Below are 19,481 nucleotides of genomic sequence, written 5' to 3' on the forward strand. Positions count from 1 at the left end.
CGCTTCCAGAGGCCGTAAGGCTGACCGAGCCCAGGGACTTGGGCACCGTCTGGGGAAACAGGATCAGGCCCAGACCTTGCCTCTACTGCAGCCGTCCTCGGGCATGCTTAGCGCTATGGATGACCGGACTAAAGAGACTATATTCGGTGGCGAGGCCCCGAGTTGGCCCGATCTGGGTATTACCGGAACTGGTTCGAGGTGGCCTGCGCGCTTCGATATGAAGGTGCGTATTGTGCGCACAACGAGATGAACCCGTTTCGGCGCGAAGTTTTGGATCGGCTATGCAATGTTGCGCGGGTGCCCGGCGGAGAACTCGGAGGCTGCAATGCCCAAAGAGACGTGCCCTGAATGTGGTGCGGAGTACGAGGTAACTTGGCTCAGTGCGACGGTTCGCGACCGCGATTACTTTGATTGCCAGGACTGGGGACACCGCATGAGGGAATGGAATTCAACGAGTTTCCCTTCCTACAAGAAAACGAAGGCTGGAAAGAAAAAGGATGCCTAAAGGCCCCAAAGGCGAGAAGCGCCCTGCTGACGTAATTGGCAACGCCATCAAGATCGCTCGCATTGCGACGGGAGAAGAGGAGGAGACGTTGACCGAAGATGGCAAGGATGCCGCCGCCGTTAGCCTAGGTAGGCGAGGCGGAAAGGCACGCGCAGCTTCCATTTCTCCCAAGCGGAGAAAGGAAATTGCGGAGCGCGCCGCCGCGAAGCGTTGGAAAAAAAACGAGACTTAAGGAAGACTCTGCTCGATCACATCAACCACAGGTGCAACGGCCGATGTCGATGCTTCTTTGGCCCATTCGGCACACATTGCCTGCCACAATGTATCGCCTCCACACATTAGCGTCGTTGCGGCAGAACGTACCCAATCATGGTGGTCGTTCAAGGTCATGGCGTTATTGCAAGCATCAATAACTGCTGACATATCGCGCCCGATACGTGCCCAGAGGTCACCCCATCTTCGTGCGCGTAGATCTTTAAACACTACTTGTTCCGGAGCATCACCGCCAGGAAGCAGAACACACCCCGGCGTCGGGGCATTGTCACCATCCAGAAACACGCACGTTGGGCGAGGGAACCGTCCCGCAACGACCATTTGTCCAAGCGCAAATCCTACCGATGCGGCGCCAAAAGGAATAATGTCGCAACGAGGAAATAAGTGCTTTGCATGTGCCGCTAATATTTCGGCGAGCAAAACCTTTGCAGCTGCGTCTTCAACATACAATTCGCACTCCGGATGCTGCACGTCATCCATTTGAGTCATCGCGAATTGTGGGCTAACTCCGGCAACTATGCGCTTCGACCCTTCTGTCTCCAGAATATAGATTCTCGATTCCATCGGCAGTTCTTCGAGGACGTAAGGGGAATGAGTAGTCAGGATGATTTGAAGCTCTCTCTCTCTGCACCGATCGGCCAGATCCCTAATCAGACGACGTTGTGTCCGTGGATGTAGAGACGATTCTATCTCATCAATGAGCACCAAACCGTATTTCGGCAGATCCGCCTGGAGAAACTCAGCAGCGACGGTCTCACCTGAACCTTGATGAAAGCCGGAATAAGGTGTTTCGGATTTGCTAATCACAGGGATTAGTCGATTATCGTCTATGCTGCAGAGCGCAAATTTCGCGCCATCGTAAGATCGTCCCATTACGGACGAAAATCGGTTGAGTCTTTCGGTATCAAACGGTGTTGATGAAACTTCAGTGTGTGCGTTTTTTGCGATTTTTGCGTAGCCCACTCTCGCAGATACTGGCTGAATTCGGCTCAGATCAATGTATTCGATCGAACGCACTGGGCGATCAACATTCCCTAGCCAGCGTGTCGTCTGTTTTCTAATGCTGCCGGTCTTGTGTTCGGCGCCCTCTTTGTAACCGAACCGCACTTCGGCCTTTCTGATCTGGTCCCAAGCGGTGTCAGGAAAGAACTCCGACGCGTAACGAGTATCCTCTTGTCCGGCGCCGGATTGATATGCGCACGCGGCCGACTGCAATAGCGTGCTCTTCCCCGAGCCATTTTCTCCAACGATTGCCACGATGGGGAATTTAAATTCTACGCGCTGGCCGGTCCAACCTCGGATTGCCTGAACCTCGATCCAATCTAAGCGTTTCGGCCAGCCGGTTTGACCAGTCCATTTTTTCTGCAGTCTCCGCATCTCGTCGGATAAGGGCATTGGGTCGCTCCACGATGCTTTAAGCGCTAGCATAGGCTAGCGCTACCGCGTCACGCGCGACACGCCAACTCAAAAATAACTTCTCTACAGAAAAATTATATGGCCTTTTAGGTCGCGCAAAGACATGTTCTGCGCGTGCGGCTTTCCTTGGCATTGGAGAAATGAGCTAAATCAAATAACCACATACTTGACGCTAAGCATGAAAGTTCATATGTTATAGATATGAACAAACTGCCTATAGCCAAGCGCGTCCAAATCCTCTCGATGCTCTGCGAGGGGTCTTCAATGCGTTCGGTGTCTCGGGTTTGCGACGTGTCGATCAATACCGTCGCGAAGCTCTTGGCCGATGCAGGCACGTTCTGCGCCGCCTTCCACGATGAGCGCGTTCGGAACCTGACGTCGAAGCGCGTCCAGTGCGACGAAATCTGGAGCTTCGTTTACGCCAAGAACAAGAACGTCGTGGATGCCAAGGCTCCCCCGAAAGGCGCGGGCGACGTTTGGACGTGGACGGCGATCGACGCCGATACGAAGCTGATTTGCAGTTGGGCTGTTGGCCAGCGCGATGCGTATTGGGCGGCGGCGTTTCTCGATGATCTCAAGGGTCGTCTCGCAACCCGCGTTCAACTCACGACCGACGGTCACAAGGCTTATTTGACGGCCGTTGAGAGCGTCTTCGGCGGAACGGATATCGACTTTGCCCAGCTCGTCAAAATATATGGCGACGTTCGTGGCAATGCCGAAGAACGCCGGTACAGCCCGCCGGACTGCATCGGCGTAAAGAAGATGCCGATCGTGGGCAACCCGGACGAAGCCCACATCAGCACGTCTTACGTCGAGCGGCAGAACCTCACGATGCGCATGAGCATGAAGCGGTTCACGCGTCTGTCTAATGCCTTCTCAAAGAAGCTCGCCAGCCACCGCCATGCACTGGCGCTCTACTTCACGTTCTACAACTGGACCCGTATTCACAAGACGCTTCGCGTCACGCCCGCGATGGCAGCAGGCATCTCCGATCGTCTGTGGACGATGGAAGAGATTATCGGGCTGATGGACGAAGCGGCCCCGAAGCCGGGACGGCCGAAGACGTATAAGAAGCGGATTGCCGCGTAATAGCGCGACATGCTCTTATCGCATTCGGTCAATAGCTCGATGCGCAGTCTTGCTGATTGCATCCTGCGAGTAGCTAATTGCAAATCTGAAACTTTCTCTGAGCAAACCAATATTCTGGCGCATCGAATTTAAGCGGTCATGGTACTGGCGAAATTCGTACCTCAAGTCCCCTGGTAGATCACTCAAGCCCGCGATTGGAATTTGGCTGGGATAATAAGGGCTGGTAAGCGAAACGTTCTTATCTTCACGAAAGCAAATCCGGTGCGTGGCATCGCATGCCACTAACGCCTGCGTAAACTCAAACAACTTATTCTCTAGTCGGCTTTTCTGTTCCTCAGATAAATCCGCCATCATCGCGAGCGAAAATAAATCTTCGATCTCAACCGATGCCTTTTCCGCTAACTCTATCTCTTGGTTCAATCTCGGAAACTGCTGCTCATAAAGCCATAAGGCGCATAGATGATCGGCCGCCGTCGGCCGATCAGGCTCAGCAATCGAAGTTTGGCTAACCAGAGAGACTTGTTGGCGCTGTAACTTGGGCAATCCCATTTTATCGCGGATCCAATCCACGAGGTGTCTGCCGCGTGGAGAATCAAGCACGAACTCGATCGCTAACCAGACCGAAACGAAGGCTATTGCGGCCGCCGGGATTGCCCAAAACGACATCTGCGCTAGGCCCCACAGGAAGGTGCCGAGTGCAGCGAGCGCCGCCGCCACCGGAACTCCGCCAAGCGTTTGAAAGAAACCGTTCTTGATGTTTGAGAAAGGTGAGTCGTTTGCCATGCGAACCCCCATCGCGGCGAATCCGTTTCGCGGCGGGGTAAATCTATTCTCGCGTGGGCGCAAATTTCAAACTGAGACACGACCTGTTTGTTGTAAGGACTTGCGGAACGAGACGAGAACGTGTAGGGTACATACACGATTTGTACCGTGACGAGCGGGCGATGCATTGGCGGTCAGCGTTTCGGGCCGCCGCGCTTGCGCAGCCAGGAAAGGCTTGAGACGAAACGCATGCTCACCGAAAAACAGAAAGACCTCCTGCTCTTCATTCACGCGCGGATGCAGGAACGCGGCGTGCCGCCCTCGTTCGACGAGATGAAGGACGCGCTGGACCTGAGGTCGAAGTCCGGCATTCACCGGCTGATCACGGCGCTGGTGGAGCGTGGCTTCATCCGCCGCCTGCCGCACCGGGCCCGCGCGATCGAGGTCATCAAGCTGCCGGACAATCAGGTAGCGCCGCCAAGCTTTGCCGTCGCGCCGGGTTCGACCGCGCCGCAGAGAGGGTTCCAGCCGAGCGTGATCGAGGGCTCAGGACCACCGAAAGCGAATGTCAGCGCGCCGCCGCCGTCGCACGTCATCGATGCGCGGACGGTGTCGATCCCGGTCATGGGCCGCATCGCCGCCGGTACACCGATCAGCGCCATCCAGAACCATACGCACGACATTGCCGTGCCGCCCGACATCCTGACCAACGGCGAGCATTTTGCGCTGGAAGTGAAGGGCGACTCGATGATCGAGGCGGGTATCCATGACGGCGATACCGTCATCATCCGCCGGTGCAATACGGCCGAGAACGGCGATATCATCGTCGCCCTCGTCGAGGGCGAGGAAGCGACCTTGAAGCGGCTGCGCAAAAAAGGGTCGACGATCGCGCTCGAGGCGGCGAACCCCGAGTTCAAGACCCGCATCTTCGGGCCGGATCAGATCGACATTCAGGGCCAACTCGTCGGGCTGATGCGGCGGTATTGAGCAGGGCAGCGTCCGATAGCGGGCTACTGGCCGTCGTCAGCGGCAGCGCTGTTGGAGACATTGTCTTCAGCTTCGATGTCGGCCCCCTCGCCGGGGTCATCATCCGCTGACGTTCTGGGCGCGGTGTCGGCATCTGCCGTGCGCGCGGCTTCGCTCCCCGGTGCGGGGGTTTCAAGGAAGCGCGGCTTCGGCAATTGTGAATCCTTCCGCTGTGTCTCCCTGCCCTCCGGCCCCACGCTCCAGGGCCGCTCGCCGCGATGGGCGGCGACCGTTTCCAGGCGCACATGCGGTTCGGGATCATCGTCGGTGCGGTCGAGGTAGAGGGAGTAAGCGCCGTTTCGCCAGCGATCGAAGACATCGACCACGGTTCGCGGGACCGCGCAGTCGTCGGGCTTGGGCATATCGAGCACGAGCACGTCGGCGTTGAGGCAATCGTCGGTCACGGCGGCGGGATGACGGGCGACGGCGATGGTCGCGCCTTTGACGTGGGCGATGCAGCCGACGGCATCGCATGAGAAGCCTTCGCCGGTTTTCGCGTCGCGCGCGGTGCGTCCGTCGCCGTCGTATTCGAGCCAGCGGTCGAGGTCGTATTTCTCGCTTCGTCCTGGTAGCGCGTCGAGCTTGCCGGAGGCGTCGCGCACTGCGATCAGAAGTCCTTTCTGGCCGATCAGGATATCGGGCCGCGGCATCCACGGAGCAACAAGAAGGCCGGCGCCGACGAGCGCTGCGCCGATGAGGCGAATGCGCGTCCGCCACAACAGGAACCAAAGTCCGCCAATCAGCATCAGCACGAATGCGAGTTCCGGAATGGCTGGGATGTGCCCGACGGCACCGGGCAGCGCGCCGACCTTGTCGGCGCACCACGTCATGCCCTCGATGCCCCAGCCCATCGGCACAAGGCCGATCCATTCCAAACCGAACGGCATCAGCACCATCGCGATCAGCGCCGCCGGCATGACGATAATGTTGCAGATCGGAATGGCGATCATATTCGCCAGCACGGCATACTGCTGGCTCTGATGAAAATTATAGGCCGCAAACGGGGCGACGGCGGCGCTTGCAATCAGAGTCGAGGCGATGATCTCGCCGAAGAATTTCACGATGCGCAGGACCCAATGCGGGTTGGACTCGCGGCCGAGCAGGCGGCTCAAGAATTCGTGCGATGCGATCAACGCCGTGACCGCCGCGAACGACATCTGAAAGCCGGCATCGAGCAGGCTTTCGGGATAGACGGCGAGAATGATGAACGCGGCGAGCGCGACGTTTCGAAGGGCGAGCGCGGGCCGGTCGAGCAAAATCGCGCCGAAGATGATCAGGATCATCAGCGCCGAGCGAACGGTTGCAAACTGCACGCCAGAAATCGCGAGATAGGCGATCGCGCTCAAGATGCCGAGCGCAGCCGCGATCTTCTTGATCGGCATCGTCAAGGCGATGCGCGGGATTGCCGCTAGCAGCAGGCGGATCGAAAAGAATACGGCGCCAGCGGCGATCACCATGTGCAATCCGGAGATCGACAGAATGTGGAACAGGCCGGAATTCTTAAAGGCGTTGTTCGTCTCGGTGGTGATGCCGCCGCGCTCGCCGGTGATGAGCGCCAGCGCGATCTCTCCGGTTTCGCCGGAAAGCGCGGCGCGAATACGAACGGCGAGTGATTGGCGGATATTCTCGATCGTGCGGTGATACCATTGTCCGAATGAATTCGGATCGGCATGGCCTTCGATCACGGGGGCCGCGAAAGCGTAGCCAACGGCGCCGACGGAATCGAACCAGGCGGTGCGCGCGTAGTCGAAGCCGCCGGGCAATGCAGGCTTCGCCGGCGGCGACAGATTGGCCTTGATGCGGATACGTTCGCCCGGCGCTGCGAGCGCTTTCGACGACATCGTACGGATGCGGACCACCGCGGGCGTGCGAGCGGGCTCCAGCCCAGAGATCGTCGGATTTGCAATCGTGAGCCGCTGGCCGCGCGGCAGCTTGGCCTCGACCATCGTCACTGTTCCCGTGACCTCGACGCCGTGAACCGACTTGGCGAGGACCGGCGCACGCACGGTCTCGACCCGCACTTTGATGAGCGCGAAGCCGGCGCCGACAAGAATGAGGGCTGTCGCGAGCGTCGCGGCGAGTGTGCCCGACCGCACGGTCAACCGCAGGATCAGCGCCAGGGCCAGCGGCGCGAAAGCCACGACGAGTGCAGGCTCGACCGGCAACGCGAAATAAGCGGCGACGCCAAGGCCGAGGCAAACCGGCACCCAAAGGAAGAAGCTTTGCCGCTCAGACTCCATGGCAAGGGCGGTACGGCTCAACCCCTGCTCCGGAAACGGCGGAAATGTAACGTCCGGCGCCCTCGCTTCGACCGACATGCCCCGACCATGACGCTTCGAGAGCGGGTTTTCCGCCCTCTTAACTTGTCCCAACTCACATGCTACGAGCGGAGCCTCAATCCCTCAATGGCAGACAGAGCATAAGGTCCTAGACCCGAGACCATGACACCCAGCGCGCCCATCGTTCGATTTGCCCCCTCGCCCACCGGTTTCCTGCATATCGGTGGCGCGCGCACGGCCCTGTTCAACTGGCTCTATGCTCGTGGCCGCAACGGAAAATTCCTTTTGCGCATTGAGGATACCGACCGCGAGCGCAACAACGAAGCTGCGGTGGCGGCGATCCTCGATGGCATCAAATGGCTTGGCCTCGACTGGGACGGCAACGTCGTCTCGCAATTCTCGCGCGCTGACCGGCATCGCGACGTCGCCAATGAGCTTCTGGCTCGGGGCGCGGCCTATTACTGCTATTCCTCGCCCGCCGAGATCGAAGCGGCGCGCGAAAAAGCCAAGGCGGAAGGCCGGCCGCTGATATTCCTGTCGCCCTGGCGCGACCGTGATGCGAAGGACGCGCCGAAGGACGTCAAGCCGGTGATACGGCTCAAGGCACCGCGGGAAGGTGAAACGATCGTCAACGATCACGTGCAGGGGCGCGTCGTCTTCCCGAACAAGGATCTCGACGATCTGATCATTCTGAGATCCGACGGCAATCCGACCTATAACCTCGCCGTCGTGGTCGACGATCATGATATGGAGATCACGCACGTCATCCGCGGCGCCGATCACCTGACGAATTCGGCTCGACAGACGCAGATCTACCAGGGCATGGGCTGGAAGGTGCCGGAATTCGCGCATGTACCGCTCATTCACGGGGCGGACGGCGCGAAGCTCTCAAAACGGCACGGCGCACAAGGCGTCGAGGAATATCGCGACATGGGCTATCTGCCCGTCGCGCTGCGCAATTACCTCGCGCGCCTCGCGTGGAGCCATGGCGACGACGAGATCATTTCGACCGAAGATCTGATCCGCTGGTTCGACATCGACGACATCAACAAGAGCGCGGCACGGCTCGATTTCAAGAAGCTCGACGATCTCAACGGCCATTACATCCGCGCGGCATCCGATGAAGAACTGGCGGCGCACGTGCGCGGAATGCTGCCGCATCTGAATTTCGCGACGCTCGTTGAAATCCCGCCCGATCCCAAGGCGCCGCCGCGCGCGGACATCGCACTCGCGCGTGAAGTGCAGCGGCAGTTGCCGGGTGTGCGTTCGGGAAAAGAACTCGCCGATCTCTTCGCCGGCAAAGGCTGGGATACGTTCGCGCGTGCCATTCCATCGCTCAAAGAGCGTTCGAAGACGCTTGCTGAACTCGTTGGCGGCGCGCTGTTCATCGTGGCACAGCGGCCGCTCGCGCTTGAAGACAAGGCCGCCAAGCTGCTCGGGTCCGATGGTCGCGCATCGAACGCCGAAGTGCTGAAACTGCTCGAAGCAGTACCATCCGACGAATGGCGCTCGGCCCTCCTCGAAGCGAAGGTCAAATCCTATGTCGATGAGAAAGGGTTGAAGCTCGGCAACGTCGCGCAACCGATCCGGGCCGCGCTTACCGGCCGCACGGTTTCGCCGCCGGTCTTCGATGTGCTCGAAGTGCTTGGCCGAGACGAAAGTCTAGCGCGAATTGCCGACGCGGCGGCGTGAGGACTGCCCAGGTTCCCTAACGATCTCTTGCCGCACCGCAAAAAATCCGCTAAATCCTGCAATTGCCGATGGCTTTTGTGAAGGCCGCCGAACGTTTCCCTGGCCCTTTAAGCATACGGGCCGCCACAGGGGAAATGCGATAGTTACTTCAGGCGTCGGTTGTATCCCCGGGGCGAGGTGGCGAGCATGAATATTCACGACAAGGCGGCGAAGGGCACGGTCAAGCCCAGCGCGACATTGACGGTCGAGAACAAGCAGGTCGAGCTGTCGGTACGGTCCGGCACCATCGGGCCTGACGTCATCGACGTCGGCAATCTTTACAAAGAAACCGGGTGCTTCACCTACGATCCGGGCTTCACCTCGACCGCAAACTGCAAAAGCTCGATCACCTACATCGACGGCGACAAGGGCGAGCTGCTCTATCGCGGTTATCCGATCGACCAGCTGGCGGAGAACACCAACTTCCTCGCCGTCTGCTACCTGCTGCTCTACGGTGAGTTACCGACGAACGCGGAATTCATCAACTTCCGCAAGACGATCACGAACCACACGATGGTTCACGAGCAGATGACGCGGTTTTTCACGGGCTACCGGCGCGACGCACATCCGATGGCCGTGATGGTCGGCACCGTCGGCGCGCTGTCGTCGTTCTATCATGACTCAACCGACATCAACGATACCTCGCAGCGCGAAGTCGCGAGCCACCGGATGATCGCCAAGATGCCGACGATCGCGGCAATGGCGTACAAATATTCGATCGGCCAGCCGTTCATCTATCCGCGCAACGATCTCGATTACACGTCGAACTTCCTGCAGATGTGCTTTGCGGTTCCGTGCGAGCCCTACATCGTCAATCCGATCATTTCGCGCGCGCTCGATCGCATCTTCATCCTGCACGCAGACCACGAGCAGAACGCTTCGACCTCGACCGTGCGGCTTGCGGGATCGTCGGGCGCCAACCCGTTCGCGTGCATCTCGGCGGGCATCGCGTGCCTGTGGGGGCCAGCGCACGGCGGCGCGAACGAAGCCGCGCTCAACATGCTGAAAGAGATCGGCACGGTCGATCGCGTTCCAGAGTACGTGAAGAAGGCCAAGGACAAGTCGTCGAGCTTCCGACTGATGGGCTTCGGCCATCGCGTCTACAAGAACTACGATCCGCGCGCCAAGGTGATGGCGAAGACCTGCCACGAGGTGCTCGACGCGCTCGGCCACAAGGACGATCCGCTGCTGAAGGTCGCGATCGAGCTGGAACGCATTGCGCTTCAGGACGATTACTTCATCGAAAAGAAGCTCTATCCGAACATCGATTTCTACTCGGGCATCACGCTGCGGGCGATGGGCTTCCCGGTCGACATGTTCACGGTGCTGTTCGCCGTGGCGCGCACCGTTGGCTGGATCGCGCAGTGGAAAGAGATGATCGAGGATCCGGAGCAGCGCATCGGCCGTCCGCGCCAGCTCTACATCGGACCGGCCCGGCGGGATTTCCCGGCGGCCTAATTTTCTACGACGGAGAGCACTACCGCGGCCGCCGCCTCGCTTGGAGTCGAGGCGGCGAGCCGCAATTTCTCGGGTGCAAGCGCCAACCCCTCAATTTGAGCCTCATAGGCAGGCGTGTCGGCGAAGAGCGGGCGAAGCGCGCCGGTAAGGTTGTCGCTGGTACAGGCTTCCTGCAGATATTCCGGATAGACATTCCTGCCGATGACGAGGTTGGCGAGAACGACGCTCGGCACCTTCAGAAGGAAGCGCAGGTTCGCGATCAGCTTGTCGACTTTGTAGGCGACGACTGCGGGCGTTTGCGCGAGAGCCAACTCAAGCGTGACGGTGCCGGAAGCAGCGAGCGCCGCGCGGGCCAACCGCATGGCGGCGTATTTGTCGTCACCATCGACGATGTGCGGACGCGGCGACCAGGTCGCGGTCTTCGCAACGATGCGGTCACGGACATGGCGGACGGCGGGAATGACGACCTCGATCGGACCGATCTCGACGGCAACGCGCGCGACTGTTTCTCCGAAGACGTCGATCAGGCGTTCGACTTCGGACGTGCGGCTGCCGGGCAAAACCAGGAGAACGGGGCGTCCCGGATCGAGGCCCAAGCGCGAGGCGAGCGCGGAGGCATCGGCATGCTGAATTTGATCGAGCTTCTCGATCAGCGGATGGCCGACGTAACTGCCCGGCGGGCCGCCAAGACGCACGAGAGCTTCCGGCTCGAACGGCAGCAGCGCCAGGATGCGATCGACGTAAGGCCGCATCTTTTTCGCGCGTCCCGGACGCCATGCCCAGACGCTCGGGCAGACGTAATCGACGATCGGGATGTGCGGCGCGCGCTTGCGGATGCGCTTGGCGATCGGGTGCGTGAACTCGGGGCTGTCGATGATGACGACGATGTCGGGCTCGAACGCTATCGCAGCGTCGACCGTCTGATAGACGCGGCGGACGATGCGCGGCAGCTTCGGCAGGATCGACAGCGGTCCCATGACGGCAACGTCCTCGATAGGGAACAGCGAGGCGAAGCCTTCGTGGGCCATGTCTTCGCCGCCGACGCCAGCGAACGAGATCGGGGCGGGATGCAGCGTTTTGAGGGCGCGGATCAGCTTGCTGCCGAGCGCGTCGCCCGAATGCTCGCCTGCGACGAGAAAGATTTTCAGCGGCCGTGAGGCCGTTTCCATCATCATTTTCGCGGCTGCGTTTTTTCCGTGGGCATCCGTTTGCGCATGCGCACAAAATATCCCGTATTCGTTTGCCGAAGCGATGACGGCATCGGTGTCACGATCTGCGGCGGAAGTCGTGACGACACCGCGCAGGCGCGCGGAGTTCGCGGCTTCGACAATCGGCTTGGCGAGATCGGCGCTTGATCCCAGAACGGCGATGCCGCGGCGTTTGGTTCTATTACCACGGAGGCCACCGCCTCGGGCGATAACGTCAACGGCCGGCTCGGACGCGCCGACGGCGAGAACGCGGCCGCCGTCGATGACGACGGCCGATCCGCCGCCAAAGTCATCGAGGATCGACAAAATCGCGGTGGCCCTGGCGACGTCGCATTGTTCGGCTGCCTCGATCGCGACGCGCCCGCGTTGCCTCATTTCGGACGGCGGTGCGTCTGTGAGGGTGCGTAAGTGCGCTTCGCCCTTCACACCCGTGATGAAAAGGCCTTGTGCGTCGGCGGCCGCGATCATGTCCTCGCGGTTGGCGGCAAGGACATGATCGGCCATCACGGCGATTCCAGAGAGACCCGCAGCACGGGCGCTTGCAACCGTCCCGGGCCCGATGGTCGGCAGATCGACGCGCAGGTCCTGACCGGGCTTCGGCCGTTTGACGAGGACGCCGTGGCGTCCGTTCGAGCCGCGAGCCAACCGCGCCGCGGCGACGCGCTTCAGCATGCCGTCGGTGCCTTCGGCGCCCTCGATGGCTTCGATGCGGCCATCGCTGACGACGACTGCCTGGCCGATGTCGTAGCGGCCAAGCGCTGCGACGAGATCGAAACCGCGCTCGATGTCGAGAGTGTCGCCTTCAGAGGGCGCGGATCGCGTCAACTGACCTTCGCCGACAAGCAGTTCCGGCGCGACGTCGCCGACGCTCACGATATGCAGACCCAGCGCCTCGAACTGGGCGAGTACGCCACGCAGCACGGCATCGTCGCCGCCCGCCTTCAACAGCTTCATGACGGCCGGAACGAGACGCAAAAACGTGAGATCGGGACGCGCCGTCGCAAACGACGGCCGGCCATAGCCGCCGAGAAGGACGGCATCAGTGATATCAGCGCGGCGAAGCGCTGCCATTGCGCGTCCGGGCTGGGCCCAGTTGACGGTCGTGTGCGGGAATGCGGAAAGCGCCGGATCGGCGGCGCCTTCAACCATAACGACGTGCACCTCGCCGCCGCACTGCGTCACGCTCCGGGCAACTTCGAGCGGAAGCGAACCGGCGCCTGCGATGATACCGATGCGCTTCTTGGCGTCGCCCATCGCCGCGGGCTCAGTCTTCGGCGCCGTTCTTCGGCGTGCAAAGCGATCGTTTGCCGCCCTGGCGGATAAACGCCAGAATTTCCTGAACCGAGGCGTGGCCAGAGAATTCCTCGGCGACGTCGTCCATGCGTTCAACGAGCGTGCCCTCGGCAGCGAAGAGCAGGCGATAAGCGCGGCGAAGGTCGTGGATGTCGCTGCGCGAGAAGCCGCGACGCTGCAGGCCAACGATGTTGAGTCCCGAAAGATAGGCGCGATTGCCGAGCGCCATGCCGTAGGGAATGAGGTCGTTTTCGAGGCCCGACATGCCGCCGACGAAGGCGTGATGGCCGACGCGGGCATACTGGATCACGGCTGCACCGCCGCCGATGATGGCGAAATCGCCGACCGTGCAGTGGCCCGCAAGCATGACATTGTTGGAGAAGATGACGCCGTTGCCGACGCGGCAATCGTGACCGACGTGGCTATTGGCCAGGAAGGCGCAGCCGTTGCCGACCGTCGTCACCGAACCGCCGCCGGCTGTTCCGGGGTTCATCGTCACGCCTTCGCGGATGATGCAATCGGAGCCGACCGACAGCGAGCAAGGCTCGCCCTTGTATTTCAGATCCTGCGGCTGGTGGCCGATGGATGCGAACGGGAAAATGCGGGTGCCGGCGCCGATGTCGGTGGTGCCGGCGACGACGACGTGGCTGATCAGTTCGACGCGCTCGCCGAGCTTCGCCTCCCGGCCAACGACGCAGAAGGGCCCGATCTTTACACCAGCACCGAGTTGGGCACCGTCTTCGACGATGGCCGTCGGGTGGACTTCAACCTCAGCCATTTTGGCTCGCAAATGCGCGGGCGTCGGCGGTATCGGCCAGCATCGCGCTGATTTCGGCTTCGGCGACGACCTTACCATTCACCTTGGCTTCGCCTTTGAAGCGCCAGACCCGGCCGCGATTGCGGATTTTCTTGACGTGATAGTGGAGTTGGTCGCCGGGCACGACCGGCTTGCGGAACTTGGCATTGTCGATGCCCATGAAATAGACGAGCTCGGCTTTGTAGTCCTGGCCGATATTGGAAACACAGAGCGCGCCGGCCGTCTGAGCGAGGCCTTCGATGATCAGCACTCCCGGCATCACCGGAAACTGAGGGAAGTGGCCCTGAAAGAACGGCTCATTGATGGTGACATTCTTCAACCCGACGCAGCTTTCGTCGGCATCCATGTCGTAGATGCGATCGACGAGCAGGAAGGGATAGCGATGGGGCAATAGAGTGAGTACGCGATTGATGTCCGCGGTCCCAAGAACCTTGTCCGCCGTTACCTTGCCGTCCATCGTCGTCTGCTCCAAAAGAATTGCGGTCGGAGGGGCGCGTTCGCCGCCCCCTAATCGTCAGCCTGCGCCCGACTCCGGCGACCCGTCGTCATAGCTATCTTTGCCGCGCGCGGCGAGCCGCCTGATCAGGGCTTGTTCGCGCGCGGTTTCGCGCAGCGGTTTCGCCGGTGTGCCGAAGTATCGAGCGCCCGGCGGCACATCGTGCGTGGGATGAGAAGCCCCGCCGACCTGCGCACCGCTGCCGATCTTGATATGGCCGACAGTCCCGGATTGACCGCCCATGACGACAAAATCGCCAAGCTCGGTGGAGCCGGAGATGCCGCACATCGCAACAATCACGCTATTCCGACCGATGATGACGTTGTGCCCGATCTGGCAGAGATTATCAATTTTCGTCCCTTCGCCGACGATCGTATCCTTAAGAGCCCCTCGGTCTATGGTTGTATTGGCGCCTATCTCGACGTCATCCTGAATGATGACCCGCCCGATTTGCGGGACTTTGAGGTGGCCCGACCGCCCCATGGCGAAGCCGAAACCGTCCTGGCCGATGCGGACGCCGGAATGAATAATCACACGATCGCCGACGAGGGCGTGCGTCACGGTCGCCAGCGGACCGATAAAGCAATCGCGCCCGATGGTTACCCGGGAGCCGACGACGGCGCCGGCGGCAATGCGGGTGCCGCTGCCGATCTGGGCCTCCCGGCCGACTATGACGCCCGGCTCGATGATCACGCCGTCTTCGAGCTTTGCGGTGGGATCAATCGGAGTCGCGCCTGCAGATGCCACCATCGGCTGCATGGCGCCCGGATAGAAGAGCGCCAGCGCACGAGCGAAGCCATGATAAGGCTGGGGCGTCACAAGGGCAGCGGTTTGCTTGGGGACGCGGCTTGCGAGTGCCGGAATGACAAAGCAGGCACCGGCCGCGGTGGTATCGAGTTGCGGCAGATATTTCTTGTTATCGATGAAGGAGACGTGCGCCGCACCGGCCTCGGATAACGGGCGAACGTCCTCGATCAAAGCAGAGGGATCTGCGCCGTCTGCGAGTTGCGCGCCTGCCGCGTTGGCGACCTCGGACAGCGTATATGGCCCGGCGCGTTCGAAAAACCCGGGATGCTCCATGGCGCCGCCTCCGGCACGTCGATGTTTCGAATGGTTGGTATGGGACGTTGAATGAACGACCTTCGGGACAATGGCAAGACCCCTGGCCAATTTGCCCCTAGGCGCGATGCTTCATGAGCGAAAAGAGCGGTGCTTTCAATGGCACCGCTCCCGTCAAGCTGTCACAATTTGGAACCCACGGTCCGCCAAGGGCTAGAACTTGGACTGGGCACCGAAGCGGAAGAACTGCGTCTGGTCGTAGCTTTCCTTGGTCAGGACCTTGGCGAAGTCCATGCGCAGCGGGCCGACCGGCGAGTTCCACATCAAGCTGCCGCCGACAGAGGAGCGGATCGAAGTCGCTGTCCTGCAGACAGGATTTGCCATTTGTGGTGCAACCACTGAGCGCGTCGTGGGCTCCGCCTGTAGCATCCCAAAGCGAACCGGCATCGGCGAATACCGCACCGCTGAGTCCGATATCCTCAGGAATGAACGGCAGCGGGAAGCGGATTTCCGCGGTGGCCGCCCAGTATTTCTGACCGCCAAGCGCGTCCTTGTTTGAGGATGAAATATCACGAGGTCCATAGCCCGAAACGTCGAAACCACGGACCGTTTCACCGCCTTTGAAGAAGGCGTCGAGCAGTCGTACATCTTCGCCGCCCCAGCCTTGGATCATGCCGCCGACCGCGCGACCTACGAACGTGATCTTGTCGTAGATCGGGTAGTAGAAGCGGCCTTCCGCATTCACGCGCCAGTATTGAGCGTCGCCGCCAAGACCGGCGAAGTCGTTGCCAACTTCGATATAGTAGCCGCGGTTCGGATTGGTCGGGACATTGCGCTGATCGTAGCTGATGGTCGTGCCAATGAGCGACGTCCAGTAGCCCTTGTTATCGCAATTATAGAGCCCAGTGGAGGAATCGTATCCTTGCACTCCGCAAGCTTCTTTAATCGCCAACGAGGCATTGTCTGTCACGCCATAGATCTCGTCACGCGACAACGAGTATAGCGTCTGCATCCAAAGCTTCTCGGCAAGCGGGAAGCCGAGGCGGACGTCGCCGCCCATTTTTCTCTGCTCGAATCCAGAATAGTCGGTGTAGTCGAGCTGTTTGAAGAACAGGTCGAAGCCAGCCGCAAGGTTGCGATCGAGGAAGCGCGGCTCGGTGAACGACAAGTCGACCTGCGCGCGCTCGAACGAACCGGCGAGCTTCAGGCGAATGTATTGACCGTTGCCGAACAGGTTGCGTTCGGAAATCGACACGTCGCCGATCACGCCTTCACTGGTCGAGTAGCCCGCACCGAACGAGAGTTCGCCCGTCGACTGTTCCTGAACTTCGACATCGAGAATGACGCGGTCAGGCGCAGATCCGGGACGGCGCTTGATGTCGACGGTCTTGAAAATGCCGAGAGCCTGCAGACGCTTCTTGGCGCGGTCGACCATCAAAGTATTGAACGCGTCGCCTTCGGCGAGACGGAACTCGCGGCGGATCACGAAATCCTTGGTTCGCGTGTTACCGATGACGTTGATGCGCTCGATGTAGATCCGCGGGCCTTCGTCAACGACGTAGGTGATCGAGATCGTATGGTTGGTCGCATCGGGAATGGGACGCGGCCGGACGCGGGCGAAGGCATAGCCCTGATCGGCGATGTCGAGCGTCAACTGCTCGGAGGTTTTGTCGATTTGCGAAGCGTCATAGACAGCGCCGCTCTTGGTCAGCAGATCGCCTTGCAGCGTGCTGCCATCCACTCCCGGCAGTGAGCTTTCGATATTGATCGCGCCGAAGGAATAGAGCTGGCCTTCATCGATTGCGAAGGTGATGATGAAGCCCGAACCGTCAGGATCGATTTCGGCGTTCGCTGCCGTGACGGACGCGTCGGGATAGCCGTTCTTGAGGTAGAACTGGCGAATGAGTTCGCGGTCGAGGTTCATGCGGTCGGGGTCGTAGATCGACGTTCCCTTGAGGAAGTCGAACCAACCGACCTGCGTCGTCGAGATGATGTCGCGGAGCTGGCTGTCGGTGAAGGCGTGGTTGCCGACGAAGTTGATGCCCTTGACCTTGGTTGCAGCACCCTCGTTGATCTCGAAGACGAGGTTCACGCGGTCCTGCTCAAGCTCGATGATCTTGGGCTCGACGCTGGCGGCAAAAAGACCCTGGCGGCGATAGACGTCGAGAATGCGCTGCACATCGGCCTGAGCCTTGGCGCGCGTAAACACCGAGCGCGGCTTCAGCTGGACTTCGCCGGTCAGCGTCGCGGTGTCGACCTCGCTGTTGCCTTCGAAGGCGACCTGGTTGATGACCGGGTTTTCCTTGACGGTCACAACGATCGTCGAGCCTTTGGAATCGATCGAGACGTCGGCAAAGAGGCCCGTCGCAAACAGCGCCTTGATCGAACCGTCGATCTTTGACGCGCTGTAGGGATCGCCGGCATTGAATTGCAGATACGAGCGGACGGTCTCGGGCTCGACGCGCCGGTTTCCGACCACTTCAATGTTCTTGATCACGCTCTGAGCGAACGCTGCACCCGACGTCCAGGCCGCATCCCCCATCGCGACCACCGGCGAGAGGACAAGAAGCGCCACCAACAGGCGCAGTCCCGCCAAGATGATCTTGAATTTCTGCATACGCGGAATTGCCCCCGTGTGCCGCCGACCCCCAATTTCACATGCGCGCTGTCGGCGGCAGCGACACACTCATGCGTCTTGTTTTGTGCAGTGTTCTTTTTGTTTTTCGGCCCGTTTCTTATCGGTCGTGTTTGTCTTGACGTCCCCGGTCCACGGCAACCTTCCGTCGTAACTTCGTTTCGGCCCCCCGAGTCGAAGTCATAACATGCTGCGCAGGATATCGCTTTTAACGATTCAGAAAGCCCTCGGAAAGTTGTAAGTTTACGTCACTCCACCATGATTCTTCTGAACGTCAGCCGGCCCCCGTCAAACGGCGCCAAACGTTCATAATGTCGTTGAAATTCACAAAAACCATCAACATCATCAGCAACGCCAAGCCGACCTGGAAGCCCATCTGCTGGAGGCGCTCGCTGGCGGGCTTCCGGCGCACCGCTTCGAAGGCGTAGAACATAAGGTGTCCGCCATCGAGAACCGGCACCGGCAGCAGGTTCAGAAAGCCGATATTGGCCGAGATGAAGGCGATCCAGCGCAGCATCGGCTCAAGCCCGAGTTCCGCGACCTTGGCGGTGACCTCGGCCATCATGATCGGGCCGCCCATCTGCTCGGCCGACTGGCGCCGCGTGACGATATCGCGAAGGCCGCCCAAAGTCTGCGTGATATTGCCGTAGGTTTCGCTAATTCCGAGCATTATGGCCTGTGGAATGCCGACGTGAACGGTGCGGACCTTGTCGGGCGCGATGGCGCGCTGGATGCCGATCAGTCCGCGCCGGAACGTCCGACCCATGGCGTCCTTCTGCTCATCGACGTTGGGGGTCGCCTTGAGAACGAGATTCTCGCCGCCGCGGTCGACGGTGAAGGAAAGCTCTTCGCCTGCGCTCGATCCGACGATTCTCTGCAGATCGTCGAAGCGCTCGATTTTGTTGCCATCGATCGCGACGATCAGGTCGCCGGCTTTGAAGCCGCCCCGTTCAGCCGGTGAATTGGGCACCACGGCGTCGACCAGCGGCGGAAGGATATGGAGCCCGACAGTGGCGTTGAGGGCCGAGTAAAGGACGATTGCGAGGATGAAATTGGCGATCGGGCCGGCTGCCACGACGGCGGCGCGGGCGCCGACGGATTTCGACTGGAAGGCTCCCTCGCGCTCGGAAAGGCGGGCGTTGCCGCCGAACGATGCCGGGTTCTCGTCGTCGATGAATTTGACGTAGCCGCCGAGCGGAATCCACGCGAACCGCCAGCGGGTCCCGTGCTTGTCATAAAACCCATATATTTCAGGGCCGAAGCCGATCGAGAATGCCTTGACCGTGACGCCGCACCAGCGCGCGACGAGGAAATGGCCAAGCTCGTGGATGAAAACGACCAGGGTCAAAACCAGCAGGAACATGATGCCGTAATGCCAGATCCATCCTGCAAGTGACGCCAGAAAATCCATGGATGAGTGGTCCCAGTGCTGAT

13 protein-coding genes and 2 pseudogenes are annotated in these 19,481 nt (G+C 60.5%); 4 read left to right on the forward strand and 11 right to left on the reverse strand.

From position 1 onward, the window contains the following. Nucleotides 1–733: 733 nt before the first annotated feature. Nucleotides 734–2,173 (reverse strand): ATP-dependent nuclease, encoded by a 1,440-nt coding sequence (locus QM780_RS08650; protein WP_415070071.1) that lies wholly within the window; start codon nucleotides 2,171–2,173, stop codon nucleotides 734–736. A 222-nt stretch (nucleotides 2,174–2,395) separates the two neighbouring features. Between QM780_RS08650 and QM780_RS08655 the strand changes: the two genes are divergently transcribed. Further along, nucleotides 2,396–3,283 carry an IS1 family transposase gene (locus QM780_RS08655; protein ID WP_415070072.1) on the forward strand — a complete coding sequence of 296 codons (888 nt, stop codon included), beginning with the start codon at nucleotides 2,396–2,398 and terminating at the stop codon, nucleotides 3,281–3,283. A gap of 15 nt (nucleotides 3,284–3,298) precedes the next feature. On the opposite strand, the gene QM780_RS08660 is transcribed toward QM780_RS08655, so the two are convergent. Beyond that, nucleotides 3,299–4,066, reverse strand: a complete 768-nt coding sequence (locus tag QM780_RS08660; RefSeq protein WP_415070073.1) for a hypothetical protein — start codon at nucleotides 4,064–4,066, stop codon at nucleotides 3,299–3,301. Nucleotides 4,067–4,294: 228 nt separating this feature from the next. Here QM780_RS08660 and lexA point away from each other — a divergent pair, with 228 nt between their 5' ends. Continuing rightward, nucleotides 4,295–5,032, forward strand: coding sequence for a transcriptional repressor LexA (gene lexA / locus QM780_RS08665; protein ID WP_415070074.1), 738 nt, complete (start codon nucleotides 4,295–4,297; stop codon nucleotides 5,030–5,032). 23 nt (nucleotides 5,033–5,055) lie between these two features. Here the strand turns inward: lexA and QM780_RS08670 are convergent, their stop codons facing one another. Continuing rightward, the gene (locus tag QM780_RS08670) at nucleotides 5,056–7,332 is read right to left on the reverse strand and encodes a ComEC/Rec2 family competence protein (RefSeq protein ID WP_415070075.1); all 2,277 of its coding nucleotides are present in this window, start codon (nucleotides 7,330–7,332) and stop codon (nucleotides 5,056–5,058) included. A gap of 180 nt (nucleotides 7,333–7,512) precedes the next feature. On the opposite strand from QM780_RS08670, the gene gltX reads away from it, so the two are divergent. Together gltX and gltA are read left to right on the forward strand one after the other, a co-directional pair. Then, nucleotides 7,513–9,042 (forward strand): glutamate--tRNA ligase, encoded by a 1,530-nt coding sequence (gene gltX, locus QM780_RS08675; RefSeq protein WP_415070076.1) that lies wholly within the window; start codon nucleotides 7,513–7,515, stop codon nucleotides 9,040–9,042. A 186-nt stretch (nucleotides 9,043–9,228) separates the two neighbouring features. After that, on the forward strand, nucleotides 9,229–10,539 hold the full coding sequence (gene gltA / locus QM780_RS08680; protein ID WP_415070077.1) for a citrate synthase: 1,311 nt from the start codon (nucleotides 9,229–9,231) through the stop codon (nucleotides 10,537–10,539). Here gltA and lpxB read toward each other — a convergent pair. The 8 genes and pseudogenes from lpxB to rseP form a co-directional block, all read right to left on the reverse strand. Beyond that, the gene (gene lpxB, locus QM780_RS08685) at nucleotides 10,536–11,708 is read right to left on the reverse strand and encodes a lipid-A-disaccharide synthase (RefSeq protein WP_415071992.1); all 1,173 of its coding nucleotides are present in this window, start codon (nucleotides 11,706–11,708) and stop codon (nucleotides 10,536–10,538) included. The genes gltA and lpxB overlap by 4 nt on opposite strands. Before the next feature lie 483 nt (nucleotides 11,709–12,191). Continuing rightward, nucleotides 12,192–13,001, reverse strand: a pseudogene (locus QM780_RS08690) (LpxI family protein); the annotation flags it as partial. 10 nt (nucleotides 13,002–13,011) lie between these two features. Beyond that, nucleotides 13,012–13,818: an acyl-ACP--UDP-N-acetylglucosamine O-acyltransferase gene (gene lpxA, locus QM780_RS08695; protein ID WP_415070078.1), complete on the reverse strand. Its 807-nt coding sequence runs from the start codon at nucleotides 13,816–13,818 to the stop codon at nucleotides 13,012–13,014. Continuing rightward, on the reverse strand, nucleotides 13,811–14,314 hold the full coding sequence (gene fabZ, locus QM780_RS08700) for a 3-hydroxyacyl-ACP dehydratase FabZ (RefSeq protein ID WP_415070079.1): 504 nt from the start codon (nucleotides 14,312–14,314) through the stop codon (nucleotides 13,811–13,813). Before fabZ ends, lpxA begins: the two co-directional genes overlap by 8 nt. A 57-nt stretch (nucleotides 14,315–14,371) precedes the next feature. After that, entirely contained in the window at nucleotides 14,372–15,433 is a 1,062-nt protein-coding gene (gene lpxD, locus QM780_RS08705; protein WP_415070080.1) for a UDP-3-O-(3-hydroxymyristoyl)glucosamine N-acyltransferase, read from the reverse strand. Nucleotides 15,434–15,625: 192 nt separating this feature from the next. Next, complete coding sequence (locus QM780_RS08710; protein WP_415071993.1) at nucleotides 15,626–15,994, reverse strand: BamA/TamA family outer membrane protein; 369 nt, start codon at nucleotides 15,992–15,994, stop codon at nucleotides 15,626–15,628. Continuing rightward, nucleotides 15,879–18,029: pseudogene (gene bamA / locus QM780_RS08715) on the reverse strand (outer membrane protein assembly factor BamA); the annotation flags it as partial. The pseudogene bamA and the gene QM780_RS08710, both read right to left, overlap by 116 nt. A gap of 292 nt (nucleotides 18,030–18,321) precedes the next feature. Further along, a complete protein-coding gene (gene rseP / locus QM780_RS08720; protein WP_415070081.1) occupies nucleotides 18,322–19,458 on the reverse strand; it encodes an RIP metalloprotease RseP in 1,137 nt (378 codons plus the stop codon). Between the last annotated feature and the right edge of the window lie 23 nt (nucleotides 19,459–19,481).

This window comes from Hyphomicrobium sp., assembly GCF_047600905.1.
GTDB lineage: Bacteria > Pseudomonadota > Alphaproteobacteria > Rhizobiales > Hyphomicrobiaceae > Hyphomicrobium_B.

Coding starts and splice junctions, on each gene's coding strand:
- QM780_RS08650 (WP_415070071.1), bottom strand. CDS start 2,173: ATGCCCTTATCCGACGAGATGCGGAGACTGCAGAAAAAATGGACTGGT.
- QM780_RS08655 (WP_415070072.1), top strand. CDS start 2,396: ATGAACAAACTGCCTATAGCCAAGCGCGTCCAAATCCTCTCGATGCTC.
- QM780_RS08660 (WP_415070073.1), bottom strand. CDS start 4,066: ATGGCAAACGACTCACCTTTCTCAAACATCAAGAACGGTTTCTTTCAA.
- lexA (WP_415070074.1), top strand. CDS start 4,295: ATGCTCACCGAAAAACAGAAAGACCTCCTGCTCTTCATTCACGCGCGG.
- gltX (WP_415070076.1), top strand. CDS start 7,513: ATGACACCCAGCGCGCCCATCGTTCGATTTGCCCCCTCGCCCACCGGT.
- gltA (WP_415070077.1), top strand. CDS start 9,229: ATGAATATTCACGACAAGGCGGCGAAGGGCACGGTCAAGCCCAGCGCG.
- lpxB (WP_415071992.1), bottom strand. CDS start 11,708: ATGGAAACGGCCTCACGGCCGCTGAAAATCTTTCTCGTCGCAGGCGAG.
- lpxA (WP_415070078.1), bottom strand. CDS start 13,818: ATGGCTGAGGTTGAAGTCCACCCGACGGCCATCGTCGAAGACGGTGCC.
- fabZ (WP_415070079.1), bottom strand. CDS start 14,314: ATGGACGGCAAGGTAACGGCGGACAAGGTTCTTGGGACCGCGGACATC.
- lpxD (WP_415070080.1), bottom strand. CDS start 15,433: ATGGAGCATCCCGGGTTTTTCGAACGCGCCGGGCCATATACGCTGTCC.
- QM780_RS08710 (WP_415071993.1), bottom strand. CDS start 15,994: ATGGACCTCGTGATATTTCATCCTCAAACAAGGACGCGCTTGGCGGTC.
- rseP (WP_415070081.1), bottom strand. CDS start 19,458: ATGGATTTTCTGGCGTCACTTGCAGGATGGATCTGGCATTACGGCATC.